A 14,575-nucleotide genomic window follows, 5' to 3' on the forward strand; every position below is an offset into this window, starting at 1 on the left:
GGACATGATCGTTCTCGCATTCATCATCGCCCTGGGTGTGGGGACCGCTTTCGCCGCCGAGGATCGTCCCGGCTTCAACGAGCGCTCCCCGCTCTCCTAGTGGCCTAAGGTGGGCAGCGCCATGGCGCTGCCCCTCTCACCACCACTGCTTCCCCAGCTCGCCCGTCCGGCCAAGAAGTTGCCGGTCGGAGACGGCTGGGTGTACGAGCCCAAATGGGACGGCTTCCGCGCCCTCGCATTCGTCGACGGCGCGGACGTCTACCTGCAATCGCGCAGCGGCAGGCCGCTGCGCCGCTACTTCCCTGAGCTGAGCTTCCCGGAGGGCCGTTATGTGCTCGACGGGGAGATCGTGCTCTTCGATGCCGAAGGCCGTCAGGACTTCGACGCCCTCGGCCAGCGCCTCCACCCGGCCGAGTCGCGGGTCAACATGCTCGCCGAGCAGACGCCGGCGCGGTTCATCGCGTTCGACCTGCTGGCGTTCGACGACGAATCCCTGCTCGAGGTCCCCCAGCGCGAGCGTCGCGCCCGCCTGGAGGACATGATCTCGGCACCCGTCGATCTCACGCCTTGCACCGAGGATCCCGAAGGCGCCCAGCCGTGGCTGGAAGGCGCCGAAGGCGTGATCGCCAAGCGCCAGGACGCCCCCTACAAGCCCGGCGAACGCGTCGGCATGTCCAAGATCAAGCGCGTCCGCACGATCGACGCCGTCGTCATGGGCTGGCGCCCGGGCAAGGAGGAGGGCACCGTCGGCTCCCTCATCCTCGGCCTGCACGACGAGGACGGCAACCTGCACACCGTCGGCCACACCTCCGGCTTCAAGGCCGCCGAGAAGCGCGAGCTCCCGGCCAAGCTCGCCCCCTACGAGACCGGCGAGCGCGGCATGGGCGACCCCTCCCGCTGGGCCAGCGACCGCGAGCTCGAGTGGATCGCGATGCGCCCCGAGCTCGTCGTCGAGGTCACCTTCGACCACACCTCCAACGACCGCATCCGCCACGGCACCAAGATCGTCCGCTGGCGCGACGACAAGAAGCCCTCGGAGTGTCTGATGGAGCAGCTCAAATCCTAAAGCCCACCTAAGGGGTCTGACCCTTTAGGTGGGCTTTAGGTTTTGTCGGGGCGTTGAAGTGACTCGGTGACCTGGCGGCGGCGGACGCGGTCGACCGCGCGGCGCCAGGCGTTGTCGCGGGCCGCCGGGGGCGGGACGGTGGCGCGGACGCGGGCGACCCACTCGTCGAGGGGGAGCTCGCCTGAGATCAGGCCGTGCAGGGCGGTGGTGACGGGAGCGTCGACGTGGGCGCGGCGCAGCGCGGTGGCGAGCAGCGGGACCATGTCGAGCGCCTCGACCGCCTGGCCGATCCGGGCCGGGATCTCGGAGGCCGGGACGCCCTCGCCGAGCAACTGGCCCGCGCGGCGGTTGCGGGACTGCGGCGCGAGCGCGGTGCCGACGAGGTCGCCGGTGCCGGCGAGGCCGATCATCGACTCCGGCTTGCCGCCCTGGCGCTCGGCGTAGCGCCAGACCTCGGCGAAGATATGGCCGGCGGCGGCGCCGGCGGCGTTCAGGCCCTGGCCGGCGGTCGCGCCCGCGGCCAGCGAGGCCGCGTTCTTGGCCACGCCGCTGAGCTCCACGCCCACCGGGTCGTTGGACTGCTCGCAGACGACCCCGGCGCGCATGAACACGTCCGCGATCGCGCTCGCGAGCTTGACGTTGGAGGAGGCGGCGACGAGGCCGGCGCCCTCGGTGACCATCTCGCGCGCGTGTGCGGGGCCGCCGAGGCAGGCCACGCGGTCCACGCCGAAGGCCTGGTTGAGCAGCGCGGTCGGCGCCAGGCCGTCCGGCGGGACGAGGCCCTTGGCCATCGAGATCACCGGCGTGCGGGCGGGCAGGCCGGTCGCCTGCAGGTTGCCGATCACCTGCGCGAGCCCGCGGGACGGCACGCCGAGGAAGACGTAATCGGCGCGCGTGAGCCCGGCCGACATCGGCTCCACCCGCAGCTCGCGCGGGAAGGTGACATCGGGCAGGTACGCGCGGTTCTGGCGCTCGGTCTCGAGCGCCTCCGCCTGCTCGGCGGTCCGCGTCTGCAGCGTCGTCCGAAAGCCGCCGCGGGCGAGCAGGACCGCCACGGCCGTCCCGAACGAGCCGGCGCCGAGGACGACCGCGCGGCGGCCGCCCGGCGACGGGAGATTGAGCTGTGGCCGCGGGGGCATCGCGGGAATCTACCCCGCGCACCCCGCAGGCGTTACTGGGCGGGAGCCGGCGCGTCCTGCGCGGGCGGCGCCATCGGGTCGGGGAGCGTTCCCGTGTCCTTCATCCCCGCGCGCGTGCGGATCCGCCGCTCGCCTCCCTCTTCCTCGTTCGTGAACGTCTTCGTCGCCCAGCTGAGGTTCTCGCGCCACTTCTGCAGGTAGAGCGAGGCGATCCGGGGCTTGACCGAGGCGTAGAGCTCGGAGTGGAAGGCCTCGCGCTTGGACCGGATCTGCAGCAGCACCTCGTCGGGCCCGATGTCGTACTTCTTCAGCGTCGGGTCCGCCTTGGCCTTGGCGACCAGCGCGTCCTTGGCCGCGGAGCCCTTCGACTGGCCGTCGGCGAACCAGTTCGGGTCGCCGCCCGCCATCGTCCAGCCGACGCCCGCCATGAACCCGGCGACGTAGCCGTCGGTGGCGGCGACGATCGCGTCGCCCACGCGGCGCTCCTCGGCGGCGTCCTCGAGCGTCGCCAGCGTCGCCTTGATCGTGACGTACGCGCCGAAGATCCCGGCCATCGCGGGGCCGCTGGTCGCGATGTTGCTCAGCGCGCGGCCGACCATCTGGACCGCCGCCGCGCCGCCGCTCGGGGCCGAAGCCGCGCCCTCCGCCGCGGCGGCGCGTGCCGCCGCCGACTGCGCGAGCTGCGCCTCGGCCTCGGCCGCGGAGAGCTCGCCGCGCACGACCCGCGCGCACATCTCCTCGACCTCGGCGTCGACCGCGTACTCCTGCCCGACGTCGGTCGGGATCCCGAGGTTGCCGGCGCCGACCTGAACCGGGTTGCGGGCGAGCGTCGCCATGCGGGCGACGTGCTGGTTGCCGTGCCCGGCCTGCAGTGCACTGGCGTAGCGCGCGCGGGCGCCCGCGTCCCACTGCCCGAACGACGCCGGCGGACCCATCCCGAGGCCGATCGCGGGTGTGGGCGCGATCGCGGGTGCGGCGCGCACGGCGACGACCGGCGCAGCTTGCGCCTGGGCCGGCTGGACCCCCTCATGCTCAGCCATGACTCGCGGCGATCATGCCACGGCTAGCCTCGATCTGCATGTGGTTCAAACGGATCGCGGCGCTCGGTGCCGTCCTCGCCGTGGCGGTCGCCGTCGTCGTTCTCACGCGCCATTCAGACGCGACGGAGCCGCAGGCGGTGGCGACCGCGACCCCGATCGCGACGCCGAAGAAGGCCTCCAAGCCGAAGCAGCCGAAGCCCGTGGCCGAGATCAGCGGCGCCGCGGCGCGGCGCAAAGCGATCCCGATCCTGATGTACCACGTGATCAACAGGGCGCCCGCGGGCGTCCCGAACGCGGAGCTGTGGGTCGACAAGGACGTCTTCGCGGACGAGATGCGCGCGTTGCGCAAGGCGGGCTACACCGCGGTCACGCTCGCGCAGGCGTGGTCAGGCTGGAAACAGGGCGGCCCGCTGCCCAAGAAGCCGATCATCCTCTCCTTCGACGACGGCTACCTCTCCCACTACACCAATGCCAAGCCGGCGCTGCGCAAGCTGGGCTGGCCCGGGGTCCTGTACCTGGAGATCAAGTCGATCGGGCCCGGCGGGCTGACCGAGCACCAGATCCGCTCGCTGATCAACGCGGGGTGGGAGATCGACTCGCACACGCTCACCCACCCGGACCTGACGACGCTCGACGACGCCTCGCTGCGCCGCGAGCTGGTGGACTCGCGCAAGGAGATCCGCACGCGCTTCGGCGTCAAGGCCGACTTCTTCGCCTATCCGGCGGGCCGCTACGACGACCGCGTCGAGGCGGCCACGAAGGCCGCCGGCTACAAGGCGGCGGTGACGACCGACGAGGGAGTCGCGCGCGGCAAGGACGACCCGTTCGCGCTCAAGCGCGTGCGGGTCAACGCCTCCGACACCGCGGCTACTTTGCTGGCGAAGCTACGCGGCTGAGGATCTCGAACAGGATCGCCGCGTCCTCGTCGCTGAGGCTCTGCATCGCGTCCGGCGCGGTGCTGACGCGGTCGATATAGAGCTGGCGCAGCACCTTCCCGCGCTCGGTCAGCATGAGCGTCTTCACGCGCCGGTCGGTGGGGTGCGCCTGACGCTCGGCCAGCCCGGCGTTCTCGAGCCGGTCGGCGAGCCCCGTGACGGTCGAGTTGTCGCAGTGCAGGGCCTGCGCGAGGTCGGAGAGCTTCATCGGCTCATCCGGCTGCAGGCTGCGCAGGGCGAAGGTCTGCTGCGGGGCCAGCCCGAACTCCTGCGCGACCTTGAGCATGCGCCCGCGGTGGGAGAACACGAGCTCGAGCATCAGCCGCCAGGCCTCCTGCTGCCTCGAGGCGGGCCCTACGACCTTTGCCATAAGTCAAATGTAGCACAACACGGATATTTGACATACCAAAATATCTATGTACCTTAAGCGATATGTCGCTAGCTGCCAGTGCTGGGATCGAGGTCGACGGCCTCGTCCGAGAGTTCAAGAACGGGCCGAGGGCGGTCGACGGGATCGATCTGCAGGTCGCGCCGGGGGAGATCTACGGATTTCTTGGCCCGAACGGCGCAGGCAAGTCGACGACCGTCCTCATGCTGACCACGCTCCTGCCGCCGACCGCGGGGACCGCGCGCGTGGCGGGCCACGACATCCTGCGCGAAGGGCCGGCGGTGCGGGCGGCGATCGGCGCCGCGCTGCAGGAGGCGGCGCTGGACCCGCTCCTCACCGCGCGCGATCACATGCGCCTGCAGACGTCGCTCCAGGGCCTGCCGAGGTCGCAGCGTCGTACGCGCGGCGACGAGTTGATCGAGCGAGTAGGGCTCAGCGACGCCGCCGACCGCAAGGTGGGCGGGTTCTCGGGCGGCATGAAGCGCCGCCTGGACCTCGCGCTCGCGCTCGTGCACTCCCCGCGCGTCCTGTTCCTCGACGAGCCGACCACGGGGCTCGACCCGTCGTCGCGTGCCGACCTGTGGGCCGAGGTCGCGCGGCTCGCGCGCGAGGACGGCGTGACCGTCTTCCTCACCACGCAGTACCTCGAGGAGGCCGACGTCCTGGCCGACCGCGTCGGGATCATCGACGCCGGCCACATCGTCGCCGAGGGCACGCCGGAGTCGCTGAAGGCCGAGATCGGCCGCCCGTCGGTCGAGGCCGTGCCCGCCGACCGCGCCGATCGTGACGCGGTCGCCGAGGTCCTGAGCCAGTTCGGCTCGGTCGTCCCCGCACCTCCGGGCGCGGCCGCGGTGCGCCTGCAGAGCGGCGAGGACCTCGTCGCGGTCGTCCGCGCGCTCGACGCCGCCGACCTGCGGGTCGCCGACCTCCAGCTCCACCAGCCGTCGCTGGACGACGTGTTCCTGGCCAAGACCGGCCGCAAGCTCGATGCGGAGGAGACGCCTGAGGAGGTCGCGGTCTGATGCTGTTCCAGCAGGCGGCCGAGATCGCCCGGCGCTCGATCCTGCAGACGCTGCGCCAGCCCGCGATGGTCATCCCGCCGATCCTGTTCCCGCTGATCCTGATGGGGATCAACGTCGGCGGGCTGGACCAGGCGACCAACATCCCCGGCTTCCCGCCGGTCGACAGCTACCTCGACTTCGCGATCGCGTTCCCGTTCATCCAGGGCTCGCTGTTCGCGTCGATCAACGCCGGGTCGGCGATCGCGCGCGACATCGAGACCGGCTTCCTCAATCGGTTGGCCCTGACCCCGATGCAGCGTGCCGCGCTGCTGCTCGGGAACCTCTCGGGGGTGATGGTCGTGGCGCTCGTGTCGTCGCTGATCTACCTGACCGTCGGGTTCATCGCGGGCCTGCACGTCCACGCGGGCTTCCTCGGCGTGCTCGTGCTGCTGGTGCTCGCCCTGCTGATCGCGCTCGCGTTCGCGTCGATCGGCGCGTTCGTCGGGTTGCGCACCGGCTCCGGCGAAGCGGTCCAGGGCGTGTTCCCGCTGTTCTTCGTGTTCCTGTTCCTGTCCTCGAGCTCGCTGCCGCGCAACGTCATCGAGCAGGACTGGTTCAGGACGATCGCCACCTACAACCCGATCTCCTACCTCTTCGAGGGCCTGCGCTCGCTGATCATCTTCGGCTGGCAGGGCAAGGAGCTGGCGCTCGGCTTCGGCTTCGCCGTGTGCATCGCGCTGATCGGCGTGGTCGGCTCCTCCTCGGCCCTGCGGACACGGCTGGCGCGGACATGAAGCGCTTCGTCGACGTCGCGGGCGGGGTCGCCTTCCGCGGTCTGAAGAAGATCGCCACCAACCCGCAGCTGCTGCTGCCTTCGCTGATCTTCCCGCTGTTCTTCTTCGTCGCCTTCGCGGGTGGGTTGAGCTCGGTCGGCGACGTGCCGGGCTTCGACTTCCCGTCGGGGTACACGGCGTTCCAGTTCGTGTTCGTGCTGCTCCAGGCGTCCGCGTTCGGCGGCGTCTTCACGGGGTTCGGGATCGCCTCGGACTTCGAGAACGGCTTCGCGCGGCGCATGATGCTGGCCGCGCCGAACCGGCTCGGCATCCTCGCCGGCTATGCCCTGGCCGCGCTCGTCCGGGCGGTGATCGTCGGCATCCTGCTGTTCGTCGTGGCCGCGCTCTCCGGCATGCAGATCGGCGGCGACGGGATCGACCTGTTCGGGCTGATCGTCCTCGCGCTCCTGGTCAACATGACCGCCGCGATGTGGTCCGCGGGCGTGGCGATGCGCCTGCGCACGATCCAGGCCGGCCCCGTGATGCAGATGCCGGTCTTCATCATCCTGTTCCTCGCGCCGGTCTACGTGCCGCTGGAGTTGTTGAGCGGCTGGATCCACGCGGTGGCCAAGATCAACCCGTTCACGGCGCTGGTCGAGGGCGGGCGCGACCTGATCTCGGGCCAGACGTTCGACCCGGCGGTGGTCTACGGCGTCGCGGGCGTGCTGCTGGCGTTCTTCATCGTCTGGGCCGTGACCGGCCTGCGTCGCGCCGAGGCGGCGGGCTAGCGGCGGCAGGAATATCGAGGCCTCGGCGCCTCGCCGACGTACTGCCAGCGCGGGTCGCAGAAGATCAAGGAGACCGGGTCCAGCCAATCGGCCTTCCGGGCCGGTGACTCGGGGCCTTGGGTCTCCTTGGTCATGTTGTAACGACGGTGGAACGCGGTCTCGAACCAGGTCACGTTGTGCAGCCCCCACCAGCCGGCGAAGTCCATCTCGGGATCGGCCTTGTCGAACACCTCCACGTCCAGCGGGAGCGTCGTGCTGTCGCCGGTCCGGTCACGGATCTTGTACGCGAGGTTGGCGAGGTCGAGTGTCTTGGACCCGAGGCCCTTGCACCGCAGCCAGTTCGAAGGGATGTCGACGGAGTTGTCGTGATAGTTGGCCTGCGAGCCTTGGGCGACCGCGACGAGCGGATGCGCCCCGGTCGCGGCCTCGGCGATGCGGACGTCCTTCCACGGCAGCCAGGTGCCCGCGCAGTGGGCGGAGAGCGCCAGGAACAGGGGCTCGGTATCCGAGAAGCCGATCGTCACTGCCTCCCAGTCCGCCTCGTGGCCTTGTCGCATCTGCCCGAAGACGGTGCGCGCCTGCCAGTCGTCGTAGTAGTAGAAGAGCCAGTATTGGACGATCGCGGACAGCTCGTCCTTGTACGGACCGGTGGGCGGGAACAGGCGGTCGCTCGTCGCAGGGTCTTTTGACACCGCTGCCTTGTCGACGACGCGCGCGTAGGCGAAGCCGCGCTTGCGGTCGGGCTGCGGGTCGTCCTCGCACGCCTGATCGCTGGACTCGTCGAGCGAGCAGTGGATGGTCAGCCAATAGCAGAGCTGCTTGCCGCCTGGACAGTCACGCGGCAGGTCGGACGGCGTCAACGGCGGCGGTTTGATCACCCGTCCGCGCGGGTCGTAGAGGTCCGCCTTGGCGAGGTACGCGTCGACGCGCATCGGCTTCCAGCGCTCCCCGTCGGTCAGCTCCAGCACGGGCGCGAACGCCTTCGCGAGCGCTTCAGGGTCCTGTGGCACGACGGGGCGGGCGGCCGGTGTACGGTCGGCGTCGTAGCGGGCGTCGTCGCGTTTGACCGGCGGATCGGATGCCATCCCCGCGACACCGGCGACCATCAGGAAGACCGCGGACAGCACCGCGGCGACGACGCCGAAGTGCCCGGGATGCCACTCCTCGGGAAGAGGCTCATGGTCGGTGAGCGCGACACGGATCAGCAGCCCTGCGAGCAGCCCGATCCACGCGATGTGGTCGAAGAGACGCAGGCCCGTGCTTCCACCGACGAACAGCCACAGGTAGTAGCGCGCGAAGGCGAGCGCGAAGACGACGACGAAGAGCGTCCGCCACGTGCCACGCGCGAAGCTCGGGAGGCGCAGGATCAGCGCGAGCGCCCAGAGCGCGAACCCCAACCAGACCAGGAGCCAGCTCCAGAACTCGTAGGCGTCGGCGAACTCGTTCGCGCCCGCCAGGACGACGATCACGAGCGACGCGACCAGGAAGGTCGCGACAGCCGCGAGCACCGTTCGCCCGCGCTTGGTGTCGACGAGGACCTTGACCGCTCCGACGAGTTGGCGACGCAGGTGCCACAGCAGCAGCGCGCCGAGTCCGGCGAATAGCGCGAGCACGAAGATCGCCGTCACCGGCGGCAGCGCGAAGGCCGCGATCGCGAGCACGCCGAGGATCGGGATCAACAGCGGCGCGAGCGTCCACCAGAGATCCTTCGCCGCGCGCGCGAACGAGCTCACGAGAGCGACCGCCAACGCCAGATGTAGATCGCGATCAGCGCCAGACCCACCACCGCGGCGAGCACGATCGGAAGGACGAACAGGTCCTTCGGCTCCTCGTTGTCGCCGACGCTGGATTCACGCGAGGCGACGATCTTCTTCCACACCCCACCAGGCGACTCGGCGAGCACCTCGTTGATCGAGCCGACGCCGGCATTGTGGAGGTCGACGGGAACCTGCGCCGTGCCGTCCGTGCCCGCGGCGATCGCGCCCCAGCGGCCGCGGTAGGTGCGGAAGCAGACCTTCGACCCCGGCTTGAGGTCCGTGAGCGAGATCGTCCGCTCGCCGGCGGCGACGGCCAGCGGGCGCACGAACGCGATGGTCGTGCCGGAGCACGTCGTCCCCTTCGGGAACGCCTGCGGGCTGACAGGGGGCCCGATCTCATCCGGGACGAACGGCGGCGGTGTGATCCCGGCCGGCGCCGGCTCTCCGAGCGGCGGCAGCGTTTGGTCCCGGGCCTTCCTCACCTCCTCGAGGACCGGTTTCTCGAGCAGCTCGTGGCCCAACGCGTTGGGATGGAACGTGTTGTGGCCGAGGCCCCCGAGTTTGAGCACGTCGACGCCCGTGCCTCGAGTACGGCCGAGGGCCACGAAGTTGACGGCCGTCTTCCCGAGCGGCTGCTCGCAGAAGCGTGACCCGACCAAGGCGTTCGACACGTCGATCGGTCGGACGCCCGCGACCGAGGCCGCGAGGTCGATGTCGCCGTTGAGGCGCTCGATGAACACGCTGCGGATGAAGTCGTACTCGGGCTTGGAGAGCGAGACGTCGTGGCAGTACGCCGGGCCGAGCGGGTTGGGGTAGTTGACCACGAAGACGGGCGCGCCCCTCGCCGCGACCTTCACGGCCTGGTACGTCTTCACCAGCTGCGGGAAGACGTCGCGATCGAGCCGGTTGATCCAGAACTGCGCCTTGCGACGACAGTCCTTGGCACCCGGGGTGGCGCACCCGGCGCCGATCTCGGAGAAGCCCGCGTCGTTGCCGCCGATGCTCAGGAGCACGGCGTCCGGCCGAGGTACGCCGCGGAGCTCTTCGATCTGCGGCCGGCGGCCGTAGACGTCGTCCGGACTGTTCGGCTGGTGCGGCTTGGCCGTGGAGCCGTCGGGGTTCTGGCCGGTGATGTGCCACGTGCGCGCCCCGGAGCACGCGATGAACGTCAGCGACGCGCCGAGCTCCTGTGCGACGCGGTACGGATAGGCGGTCGACGCCCGGTGGCAGGTGTTGCGACCCGGGACGTCGGTGCCTTTGAAGAACGCGTGCGCTCCCTCGCCCGCGATGTAGGAGTCACCGAGCGCGACGAGATGGAACGCCGCGCCCGGGTTCGGGTCCGGAGGCAGGGGGTCAGGGTCGCGCGTGATCGAGACGAGGGCGGCCAGGAACGCGGCCACCCCCGCAAGGACCCACCTGAGCTGCACGAGCCACGCACCGACGGCGAGCGCGACCAGCCCGCACAGCCCGCACACGATCGTCCACACGGGCACGAGCTATCCGCTCCGGTGATGGGCAGTCACCGAGCAACATTACCTGAGCGCTTCGGGTCGCTTCAAGTCGCCGATCAGGAATAGTGGAGATCAGGCGGGTGCGGCCTCACCTTCGAGCGAGATCCGGGGCAGCGCGCGGTCGAGCCAGTTCGGGAGCGCCCACGCGCGGTCGCCGAGCAGCGTCATCACGGCGGGCGCGACGATCATCCGCACGATCAGGACGTCGATCAGGATCGCGCTGGCCAGCCCGAGGCCGATCGTCTTGACGACGACGTCCGGGTCGCCGACGAAGCCGAGGAAGACCGCGGTCATGATCGCGCCGGCGGCGAGGATGATCCGGCCGACGCGGGAGAGCGCGCGGACCACGGACTGCTCCGGCGTCGCGCCCTTGAAGTACTCCTCGCGGATCCGCGACTGCAGGAAGACGTTGTAGTCCATGCTCAACCCGAACAGGATCGCGAACATGAAGAGCGGGACGAAGCTCACGATCGGGACGTCCATGCCCTGCTGGAAGACCAGGACGACCACGCCGTAAGCGGCGCCGATCGACAGCAGATTGAACGCGGCGCTGACCAGCGGGACCCAGATCGACCGGAACACCGCCATCAGCAGCACGATGCTGAGGCCGATCACGAGCGCGATGAAGATCGGCAGGCGCGCGGTGATCTTGGCCGCCATGTCGTCGAGCATCGCCACCGCGCCGCCCACGTAGACCCCGCTCGGGAGCTCGGCCCGGAGGTTCTTGACGAGGTCGCTCGTGCGCGAGTCCTGCGGGGAGGTCGTGGGGATCACGGTCAGCGTGGCCGCGTCCTTGCCGGGCGCGATCACGGGCTCTGAGACGAACGCGACGCCGGGCGTGCTCTGCGCGACCGCCCGGGTCTCCTGAAGCTTGGCCATGTTGTCCGTGGCGAGGACGAGCGGGCCGTTGAAGCCGACGCCGAAGCCCTCGGCGAGGCGGTCGTAGGCGACGCGGGTGGTGGTGCCCTTGGCGTCGTTGCCGTCGTCGGGCATGCCGAGGCGCAGGCCGAGCACGGGCGTGGCCAGGGCGAGCAGGAGGAGCGTGCCCGCGACGGCCGCGGTCTTCGGGCGCCTGGTGATGCGCGTCGCCCAGCTGCCGAACGCCTTGGACGGCGCGACCGTGGCCGGGTTCTTCGGACGCAGCCGCTTCGCGAACGCTCCCATCAGGGTCGGGAGGACGGTGACGGCGCCGACCGCGACCGAGGCGACGACGATCGCCGAGCCGACGCCCATGCGGCCGACGAACGGGATGCCGGTGGCGAGCAGGCCGGCGATCGCGACCACGACGATCGCGCCGGCGGCGACGACGCTCGTCCCCGCGGTGCTGTTGGCGACGCGGGCGCTGTGCTCGACCGTGTCACCGCCCGCGAGCTGCTCGCGGTAGCGGCCGACGATCAGCAGGGCGTAGTCGATGCCGGCGCCGAGGCCGAGCATCACGCCCAGCGTGGGGGCGAAGCTGGGGAAGTCCGTGAACGCGGCGCCGAAGCGCAGGAGCAGGATGCCGCCGGCCAGCGAGATCAGGCTGGCGAGCAGCGTCAGCAGCATCGCCGCCGCGCTGCGGAAGACGAGCGTGAGGACGATGATCGCCACCGCGAGGCCGATCAGCTCGCCGACGGGCGCCTGCAGCTGCTCGGCCTGGTCGACGATCGGGCCTCTTCTCGACACCTCGAGCCCCGCCGCCTCACCGATCTTCGAGACGTCCGCGAGCCGTTCGCCGGGCGCGCGCTGAAGATCCTGCGCCGGCCGGTCGTACTGGACGGTGATGAAGCCGATGCGCTTGTCGCGGCTGAGCTGCAGCGGCGCCACGCCGGTCACGTGCGGTTGACCCTTGACGGTCTGCGCCGTCCTGGCGATCGCGGCGTTGCCTTCGAGGCTCGCCTTGCCTGCGAACACGAGCGTGGCGGTGTCGCCGGACTGCGCCGGGAACCGCTGGGTGAGCAGGTCGAGCGCCTTCTGGGACTCCGTCCCGGGGGTGCTGAAGGAGTCGACGAACGCGCCGCCGCCGATCGCTGACGCCGCGCCGATGGCGACGAGGACCGCGGCGACGATCGCCAGGGAGCGCTTCCAGTGCCCCGCGGCCGAGGCGGCGAGGCGTCCGAGTACGTGGGCCATGTCTTTCACGGAATCACACTCTGCGCAAAATTGCAATGAGTGCATATTTGCGTTTTGTGAACTCGGGCTAGAATGCGACGCATGTCGGTCATGGGCCACCGCGAACGCAAGAAGCAGCGGACCCGCGAACAGATCGTCGACGCCGCCTTCAAGCTCTTCGCCGAGCGCGGGTACGCGGCGACGACGGTGGCGGACATCGCCGCGGCGGCGGACATCGCGCCGCGCACGTTCTTCTCCTATTTCCCGTCCAAGGAAGAGGTCGTCTTCTACGACTTCGACGGGTTGTTCGAGTCGCTGTCGGCGGCGATCCTCGGGCGCCCCGAGGACGTGTCGGCGATCGACGCCCTGCGCGACTGGGTGTCGCACGCGATGCCGGCCGAGCACGACGAGAGCCCCGAGGCCGAGCTGCGCAAGCGGATGTGCATCGACGAGCCGTCGCTCGCCGCCCACCAGCAGCACCTGCTGTCCAAGCTCGAGGACATCCTGCGCGAGGGCGTCGCCCGCGACCTCGGCGAGCCGCCGGACGGGCTGCGGCCGCGGATGGTGAGCGCCGCCGCGGTGGCGGCGATGGCGTCGTTGGACGCGTCGCCCGGCGGGAAGTCGGAGCGGATGGCGCTGCTCGACGACGCGCTGCTGTTCGTCCGCGGCGGGGTCGCCGCGCTCGTCAGGCCGCCCCAGTCCTGAGCGCCTCGCCGAGGCGCTCGCCGGCGGCTTCGAGCTCTTCGATGTTCGTCGCCTCCTGCACCATCTGCAGGTCGATCATGCGCTTGCCGAACCCGTCGAGGCGGTCGGTGCCGACGATCGCGTGCAGCGGGACGCCGGCCTGGCGGGTGCGGGTGCCGATCTCGCCCACGAGCTTTCCCTGCAGGGTCTGCTCGTCGAGCTTGCCCTCGCCGGTGACGACCGCGCGGGCGGCGCGCATGCGCTCGTCGAAGTCGAGCGCGTCCAGGACGAACGGCGCGCCGGGCTCGAGCGTCGCGCCGTACTTCGCCCACAGGCCGCCGCTCAGGCCTCCGGCGCCGCCGGTCATCGGCACGCCGCGCGGGTCCTTCGGCAGGCGCTGTGCGAGCTCGTCGAGCCGCGCCTCGAGCCGCGTGACGAGCTCCGAGTCGGCGCCCTTCTGCGGCCCGAAGACCTTCGGTGCGTCCTCGAACGGCGTGCGCACGTCGCACAGCACGACGATCTTCGCGCCCCCGATCCCGCCGGCCGCCTCGATCGCCTCGATCGCGCCCGCGCCCCCGTCGGTCGTGGCCGAGCCGCCGACAGCGACGAGGATCACGGCCGCACCCGCCTGTGCGGCGGCGGCGATCAGCTCCCCCGTGCCATACGTCGAGGCGTTCCACGCGTCCTTCTCCGGCATCAATCCGAGGCCGCTCGCCATCGCCATCTCGACGATCGCCGTGCCGCCATCCTCCACCAGGCCGAACCCGGTGTTGACCGGCGCGCCGAGCGGCCCCTTGACCGTGACCGCCCGCAGTTCCCCGCCCAGCTGCGGCAGCAGCGCGTCGAGCGTCCCCTCGCCGCCGTCGGCGACCGGACACAGATCCGGCGGCATCAGCCCTGCCCGCTCGATCCCGCGGCCGATCGCACCCGCCACCTGCGCGGCGCTGAAGGTCCCTTTGAAGGAATCCGGGGCGACGAGGACGGGGCGCTCAGGCACAGGCATGGCGCCGCATCCTTACAGGCGGTGACACAGTGTTCGCGCAGCCGACATATCCGGGCGTGGAGATCACCGGGGTTCAGGCCGCCGTGGGCGTGCTGTCGTCGAAGTGGAGCGTCGCCATCCTCGCCGAGCTCACGGGCGGCACCCGCCGCTTCAACGAGCTCCTGCGCTCGATCGACGGGATCTCCCGTCGCATGCTCGCCGCCACCCTGCGCCGACTCGAGCAGGACGGGCTGATCGTCCGCCGCGTCTACGCCGACGTCCCGGTGCGCGTCGAATACGACCTCACGCCGTCCGGCGCGGCGCTGTTCACGGCGCTGACGCCCCTCTCGGCGTGGTCGCTGCAGCACCTCCCCGCCGCGGCCTGACTTCTCCGCATCGCCACCTGCTGTCCGCGGCCGT

At 70.7% G+C, this 14,575-nt stretch carries 14 protein-coding genes; 7 read left to right on the top strand and 7 right to left on the bottom strand.

Annotated elements, in window-relative coordinates:
- Nucleotides 1-121: 121 nt before the first annotated feature.
- Nucleotides 122-1,066 (top strand): ATP-dependent DNA ligase, encoded by a 945-nt coding sequence (locus tag G569_RS0105935; protein ID WP_028062743.1) that lies wholly within the window; start codon nt 122-124, stop codon nt 1,064-1,066.
- Between the two features lie 35 nt (nt 1,067-1,101).
- Here G569_RS0105935 and G569_RS45935 read toward each other — a convergent pair whose 3' ends face one another.
- Nucleotides 1,102-2,205: an NAD(P)H-dependent glycerol-3-phosphate dehydrogenase gene (locus tag G569_RS45935; protein WP_084284288.1), complete on the bottom strand. Its 1,104-nt coding sequence runs from the start codon at nt 2,203-2,205 to the stop codon at nt 1,102-1,104.
- 32 nt (nt 2,206-2,237) lie between these two features.
- The gene (locus G569_RS0105945; protein WP_028062744.1) at nt 2,238-3,245 is read right to left on the bottom strand and encodes a hypothetical protein; all 1,008 of its coding nucleotides are present in this window, start codon (nt 3,243-3,245) and stop codon (nt 2,238-2,240) included.
- Between the two features lie 38 nt (nt 3,246-3,283).
- Between G569_RS0105945 and G569_RS45940 the strand changes: the two genes are divergently transcribed.
- Nucleotides 3,284-4,141: a polysaccharide deacetylase family protein gene (locus G569_RS45940; protein ID WP_053225922.1), complete on the top strand. Its 858-nt coding sequence runs from the start codon at nt 3,284-3,286 to the stop codon at nt 4,139-4,141.
- Here G569_RS45940 and G569_RS45945 read toward each other — a convergent pair.
- On the bottom strand, nt 4,113-4,550 hold the full coding sequence (locus tag G569_RS45945) for a MarR family winged helix-turn-helix transcriptional regulator (protein ID WP_064750265.1): 438 nt from the start codon (nt 4,548-4,550) through the stop codon (nt 4,113-4,115). The two genes, G569_RS45940 and G569_RS45945, sit on opposite strands and share 29 nt — an antisense overlap.
- 62 nt (nt 4,551-4,612) lie before the next feature.
- On the opposite strand from G569_RS45945, the gene G569_RS45950 reads away from it, so the two are divergent.
- From G569_RS45950 to G569_RS0105970, 3 genes are read left to right on the top strand one after another with little or no spacing between them, the layout of a single operon-like run.
- Nucleotides 4,613-5,590, top strand: coding sequence for a daunorubicin resistance protein DrrA family ABC transporter ATP-binding protein (locus G569_RS45950; RefSeq protein WP_037494823.1), 978 nt, complete (start codon nt 4,613-4,615; stop codon nt 5,588-5,590).
- Entirely contained in the window at nt 5,590-6,363 is a 774-nt protein-coding gene (locus G569_RS0105965) for an ABC transporter permease (RefSeq protein ID WP_028062745.1), read from the top strand. The genes G569_RS45950 and G569_RS0105965 overlap by 1 nt, the downstream gene beginning before the upstream one ends.
- Nucleotides 6,360-7,130: an ABC transporter permease gene (locus G569_RS0105970; RefSeq protein WP_028062746.1), complete on the top strand. Its 771-nt coding sequence runs from the start codon at nt 6,360-6,362 to the stop codon at nt 7,128-7,130. Before G569_RS0105965 ends, G569_RS0105970 begins: the two co-directional genes overlap by 4 nt.
- On the opposite strand, the gene G569_RS0105975 is transcribed toward G569_RS0105970, so the two are convergent.
- The 3 genes from G569_RS0105975 to G569_RS45955 all read right to left on the bottom strand — a co-directional run bounded on the left by G569_RS0105975 (nt 7,127) and on the right by G569_RS45955 (nt 12,510).
- Nucleotides 7,127-8,863 carry a hypothetical protein gene (locus tag G569_RS0105975; RefSeq protein ID WP_157591845.1) on the bottom strand — a complete coding sequence of 579 codons (1,737 nt, stop codon included), beginning with the start codon at nt 8,861-8,863 and terminating at the stop codon, nt 7,127-7,129. The genes G569_RS0105970 and G569_RS0105975 overlap by 4 nt on opposite strands.
- Nucleotides 8,860-10,380: an SGNH/GDSL hydrolase family protein gene (locus G569_RS0105980; protein ID WP_084284292.1), complete on the bottom strand. Its 1,521-nt coding sequence runs from the start codon at nt 10,378-10,380 to the stop codon at nt 8,860-8,862. The genes G569_RS0105975 and G569_RS0105980 overlap by 4 nt, the downstream gene beginning before the upstream one ends.
- Nucleotides 10,381-10,470: 90 nt before the next feature.
- Nucleotides 10,471-12,510 (bottom strand): MMPL family transporter, encoded by a 2,040-nt coding sequence (locus tag G569_RS45955; protein WP_053225924.1) that lies wholly within the window; start codon nt 12,508-12,510, stop codon nt 10,471-10,473.
- A gap of 81 nt (nt 12,511-12,591) precedes the next feature.
- Here G569_RS45955 and G569_RS45960 point away from each other — a divergent pair, with 81 nt between their 5' ends.
- The gene (locus G569_RS45960) at nt 12,592-13,194 is read left to right on the top strand and encodes a TetR family transcriptional regulator (RefSeq protein WP_053225925.1); all 603 of its coding nucleotides are present in this window, start codon (nt 12,592-12,594) and stop codon (nt 13,192-13,194) included.
- On the opposite strand, the gene G569_RS0105995 is transcribed toward G569_RS45960, so the two are convergent.
- Nucleotides 13,175-14,176 (bottom strand): glycerate kinase family protein, encoded by a 1,002-nt coding sequence (locus G569_RS0105995; RefSeq protein WP_028062749.1) that lies wholly within the window; start codon nt 14,174-14,176, stop codon nt 13,175-13,177. The two genes, G569_RS45960 and G569_RS0105995, sit on opposite strands and share 20 nt — an antisense overlap.
- 29 nt (nt 14,177-14,205) lie before the next feature.
- On the opposite strand from G569_RS0105995, the gene G569_RS45965 reads away from it, so the two are divergent.
- The gene (locus G569_RS45965) at nt 14,206-14,541 is read left to right on the top strand and encodes a winged helix-turn-helix transcriptional regulator (protein ID WP_211232917.1); all 336 of its coding nucleotides are present in this window, start codon (nt 14,206-14,208) and stop codon (nt 14,539-14,541) included.
- The last annotated feature ends 34 nt before the right edge of the window (nt 14,542-14,575 follow it).

It is taken from the genome of Solirubrobacter soli DSM 22325 (genome assembly GCF_000423665.1).
GTDB classification, from domain to species: Bacteria; Actinomycetota; Thermoleophilia; order Solirubrobacterales; family Solirubrobacteraceae; genus Solirubrobacter; species Solirubrobacter soli.

What these genes read in the sequence shown, in the direction of transcription:
- G569_RS0105935 (WP_028062743.1), top strand. Translation starts at nt 122, where the DNA reads ATGGCGCTGCCCCTCTCACCACCACTGCTTCCCCAGCTCGCCCGTCCG.
- G569_RS45935 (WP_084284288.1), bottom strand. Translation starts at nt 2,205, where the DNA reads ATGCCCCCGCGGCCACAGCTCAATCTCCCGTCGCCGGGCGGCCGCCGC.
- G569_RS0105945 (WP_028062744.1), bottom strand. Translation starts at nt 3,245, where the DNA reads ATGGCTGAGCATGAGGGGGTCCAGCCGGCCCAGGCGCAAGCTGCGCCG.
- G569_RS45940 (WP_053225922.1), top strand. Translation starts at nt 3,284, where the DNA reads ATGTGGTTCAAACGGATCGCGGCGCTCGGTGCCGTCCTCGCCGTGGCG.
- G569_RS45945 (WP_064750265.1), bottom strand. Translation starts at nt 4,550, where the DNA reads ATGGCAAAGGTCGTAGGGCCCGCCTCGAGGCAGCAGGAGGCCTGGCGG.
- G569_RS45950 (WP_037494823.1), top strand. Translation starts at nt 4,613, where the DNA reads ATGTCGCTAGCTGCCAGTGCTGGGATCGAGGTCGACGGCCTCGTCCGA.
- G569_RS0105965 (WP_028062745.1), top strand. Translation starts at nt 5,590, where the DNA reads ATGCTGTTCCAGCAGGCGGCCGAGATCGCCCGGCGCTCGATCCTGCAG.
- G569_RS0105970 (WP_028062746.1), top strand. Translation starts at nt 6,360, where the DNA reads ATGAAGCGCTTCGTCGACGTCGCGGGCGGGGTCGCCTTCCGCGGTCTG.
- G569_RS45955 (WP_053225924.1), bottom strand. Translation starts at nt 12,510, where the DNA reads ATGGCCCACGTACTCGGACGCCTCGCCGCCTCGGCCGCGGGGCACTGG.
- G569_RS45960 (WP_053225925.1), top strand. Translation starts at nt 12,592, where the DNA reads ATGTCGGTCATGGGCCACCGCGAACGCAAGAAGCAGCGGACCCGCGAA.
- G569_RS0105995 (WP_028062749.1), bottom strand. Translation starts at nt 14,176, where the DNA reads ATGCCTGTGCCTGAGCGCCCCGTCCTCGTCGCCCCGGATTCCTTCAAA.